The sequence below is a fragment of the Streptococcus sp. F2 genome (assembly GCF_056500955.1).
This window is the reverse complement of the sequence record NZ_JBWKAI010000059.1, coordinates 1-3,276: the sequence shown is the minus strand read 5'-3', so window position 1 is coordinate 3,276 and position 3,276 is coordinate 1. Positions and strand designations below refer to the sequence as shown.

3 protein-coding genes are annotated in these 3,276 nt (G+C 40.5%); all 3 read right to left on the bottom strand.

The window, feature by feature from the left end; genetic code table 11:
• Nucleotides 1–631, bottom strand: a 631-nt coding sequence (locus ACYTR8_RS10185; RefSeq protein WP_479642110.1) for an IS30 family transposase, incomplete at its 3' end; no start/stop codon positions are given.
• A gap of 133 nt (nucleotides 632–764) precedes the next feature.
• Nucleotides 765–1,505 carry an amino acid ABC transporter ATP-binding protein gene (locus ACYTR8_RS10180; protein ID WP_111715149.1) on the bottom strand — a complete coding sequence of 247 codons (741 nt, stop codon included), beginning with the start codon at nucleotides 1,503–1,505 and terminating at the stop codon, nucleotides 765–767.
• Nucleotides 1,498–3,066, bottom strand: a complete 1,569-nt coding sequence (locus ACYTR8_RS10175) for an ABC transporter substrate-binding protein/permease (protein ID WP_269760386.1) — start codon at nucleotides 3,064–3,066, stop codon at nucleotides 1,498–1,500. The genes ACYTR8_RS10180 and ACYTR8_RS10175 overlap by 8 nt, the downstream gene beginning before the upstream one ends.
• Between the last annotated feature and the right edge of the window lie 210 nt (nucleotides 3,067–3,276).

Here is a 3,276-nt window from a genome sequence, read left to right as displayed (position 1 = left end):
GTGACAGCCATCTATTTAGTGACTGCTCAATGTCGCTAGCTTTTCGACCATTGGTTTGAAGTGTGATAATAGCTTTAGATTGCTTCTCTACCAAGGTGACAACAGCACTTTTGTGATGTTTACCAACAATCGTATCTCCTTCAAGATGTCCAAACTCTCTTTCAAATTTCGGATAGATTTCTGAACGCTCACGGATATCCCTTCTAAAAGCTTGCTTGCCACGTTTTTCGGCCATACCATTTGGTTGGCGTTTTCCCTTCCATGGTAAATCAGCTTTCTTGAAGATACTACGGTCAGCTAAGCGATAAAGAGTTCTCATAGAACAAGGGATTTTATCGTGATAAGTTCCTTTGACCACATCCAAACTCCAATTAAGTTCTAAATGCCTTTGAATAAAATCTTGTTCACTTTGAGTGAGTTGGGTCTTAAGAAGACCACAGCGCTTCTTGTTAGCTTTGTAGTCTTTGTAGTAATCATAGGCAGTGTGACCAGCCTTGAGATAAGCAATGACCTTATAAATTGTTTGTCTTGATCTTTTGAGGGATTGACAAATATTGCTAACAGTTATTCCTTCTTTGTAATAAGCCTCTATCATTACAAGCTCGGTTGTGGTAAGATGAGTATAGGTCATTTATGTTAGTTCCTTTCAGACAAATGTGGTGTTTATCTGAGCCTAACATAGATGGCTTTTTTCTGTCTAGCTTAATTTTACAAATTAGGAATTAAAAAAGACCCAACTGCTTCTATATCAGTTGGGTTGTTCATTATTTTAAGAAACGTTGTAAAAATTCTTTGGTACGATCTTGTGTGGGATTCTCAAAAATTTGTTGAGGTGAACCTTCTTCAGCAATCAAGCCCTTATCCATGAAAATGATACGGTCGGAGACATCACGAGCAAATTCCATTTCATGGGTAACGATAATCATGGTCAACCCTGATTTTGCCAAGTCCTGCATGGTTTTGAGGACCTCACCAACCATTTCAGGATCAAGTGCTGATGTTGGTTCATCAAAGAGCATGGCTTCTGGATTAACAGATAAGGCTCTGGCAATGGCGACCCGTTGTTTTTGCCCCCCTGATAATTGTTTTGGTTTGGCTTGCCAGTATTGTTCTGTCATACCAACCGCATTGAGGTTTTCTTTAGCAATTTGTTCTGCTTCTGCGCGATCTCTTCTGAGGACGGTAGTTTGAGCGACGATAGCATTTTCCAATACATTTAGGTTTTCAAACAAGTTAAAGGATTGGAAAACCATACCTAATTTTTCGCGATAGTGGGTTAAGTTATAGTGTTCAGCAAGAACATCTTCACCATGAAAGAGGATTTGTCCTGCGCTTGGTTCCTCTAAAAGGTTGATTGAGCGTAGTAGGGTTGATTTTCCAGAACCAGAAGAACCGATGATGGAAATGACTTCTCCCTTGTTAACAGAAAGGGAAATATCCTTGAGTACTTCATTGCTGCCGTAAGATTTTTTGAGGTTTTTAATTTCAATAATTGGGTTAGACATTTGGGACCTCCGCAACCTGCATTTGGTTTGCTCCAGTGGTGTAAGTATCGGCATCGAAACGACGTTCAATATAACGAAGGATACGTGTCACCGTGAAGGTAAGGACAAAGTAGATGATGGCGATAATCGTAAAGGTTTGGAAATATTGGTAGGTTTGTGTAGCTACGGTATTACCTGAGAAGTAAAGTTCCACAACAGAGATAACATTCAAGACTGAAGTATCTTTGATGTTGATGACAAACTCGTTACCTGTTGCTGGCAAAATGTTGCGAACAACTTGTGGTAGCACAATTTTACGCATGGTTTGCCCGTGAGTAAAGCCAAGAGCAGTTGCTGCTTCGAATTGACCTTTATCGACAGCGAAAATACCACCGCGAACAATTTCACTCATATAGGCTCCCGTATTGATAGATACGATAAAAATAGCCGCTAGGGTACGGTCAATCGAAATACCAAAGGCTTGCGCTGTTCCGTAGTAGATAACCATAGATTGAACAATCATCGGTGTGCCACGGAAGATTTCGATATAAATATTGAGTAACCAACCAAAGAGTTTTTGTCCCAAGGCAGCTACTTTATGCTTAGCTTTAGGAGCTGTACGGAAAATACCGATTAATAATCCAATGAAGAGACCTGTGATCGTCCCCACCATAGAGATTAATAAAGTCATACCTGTACCGCGTAAGAATTGCTTCCAGTTACCTTTAAAGATAGCCCACATTTGACCTAGGAATGAAGGTTTAGCATCTTCGGCTTTCTTTTCCATAGGTTGCTTGGTAATCATATCATCCATCAGGGCCATACGATCAGTTTGAGAAAATCCTTCAAGCACTTGGTTGACAATTGCAATGCGGTTGTCATTCTTTTTCATTCCGACAGCGATAGCGGCATCTGATTCAGAAACAGTAAACCCTTTTTTAAGAGTGATCATTTTGAAGTGGCTATCAGCAGATTCAGCAGTCATGGCTTCAGGTCGTTCAGAAATATAAGCATCAATGACGCCTGAAGAAAGAGCTTGACGCATTTGAGAGAAATCCCCCATTGGGGTCTGCAGTTTAGCATCTTTTAGCTGTGTTAAGAGGTTGACATGCCAAACGCCTTGTTGTGCAGTCACTTTGGCATTAGCAAAATCGTCAAGGCTAGTCGCACCAGCGTACTTACCATTTGCAGCTACAACCAAAACGGGTTCGCTAGTGTAGTAGCTATTTGAGAAGGTAATTTCCTTTCGACGTTCATCAGTTGGGCTCATGCCGGCTGCTATCATATCGATTTTTCCGGAAGTTAAAGCTGGAATCAAGCCTGTCCAAGAAGTTTTAACGACTAACAGTTCTTTATTCATAGCCTTAGCGATTTTTTTAGCGACTTGGACATCGTAACCATTGGCATATTGGCTAGTTCCTTCAATTGGAACAGCCCCATTTGAAGCATCATCTTGAGTCCAGTTAAAGGGAGCATAGGCTGCCTCCATTCCGACTCTTAAATATTGGTCTGCTTGAGCCCGGCTCATTCCTCCAAAAAGAAGGGCCAAGGCGACCAAACAGCTAAGGATTAGCTTTTTCATATAGGTCTCCTGTTTCAAAAATAGTATTCAGACCTATTTTACAGCAATTTGCATCCTATTTCAATATATTCTCAGAAAAATAGCACGCCGTACGCATGAAAACTTTCTCTTCATCCTTTTGTGCCCGGACATCAATTTTGAAAAGATTCCTTTTTAAATCAATCATCTGCTTAGCCTCTTTCTCCAAATAATTGGACTAAATAATCTTTC

What these genes read in the sequence shown, in the direction of transcription:
- ACYTR8_RS10180 (WP_111715149.1), bottom strand. Translation starts at nt 1,505, where the DNA reads ATGTCTAACCCAATTATTGAAATTAAAAACCTCAAAAAATCTTACGGC.
- ACYTR8_RS10175 (WP_269760386.1), bottom strand. Translation starts at nt 3,066, where the DNA reads ATGAAAAAGCTAATCCTTAGCTGTTTGGTCGCCTTGGCCCTTCTTTTT.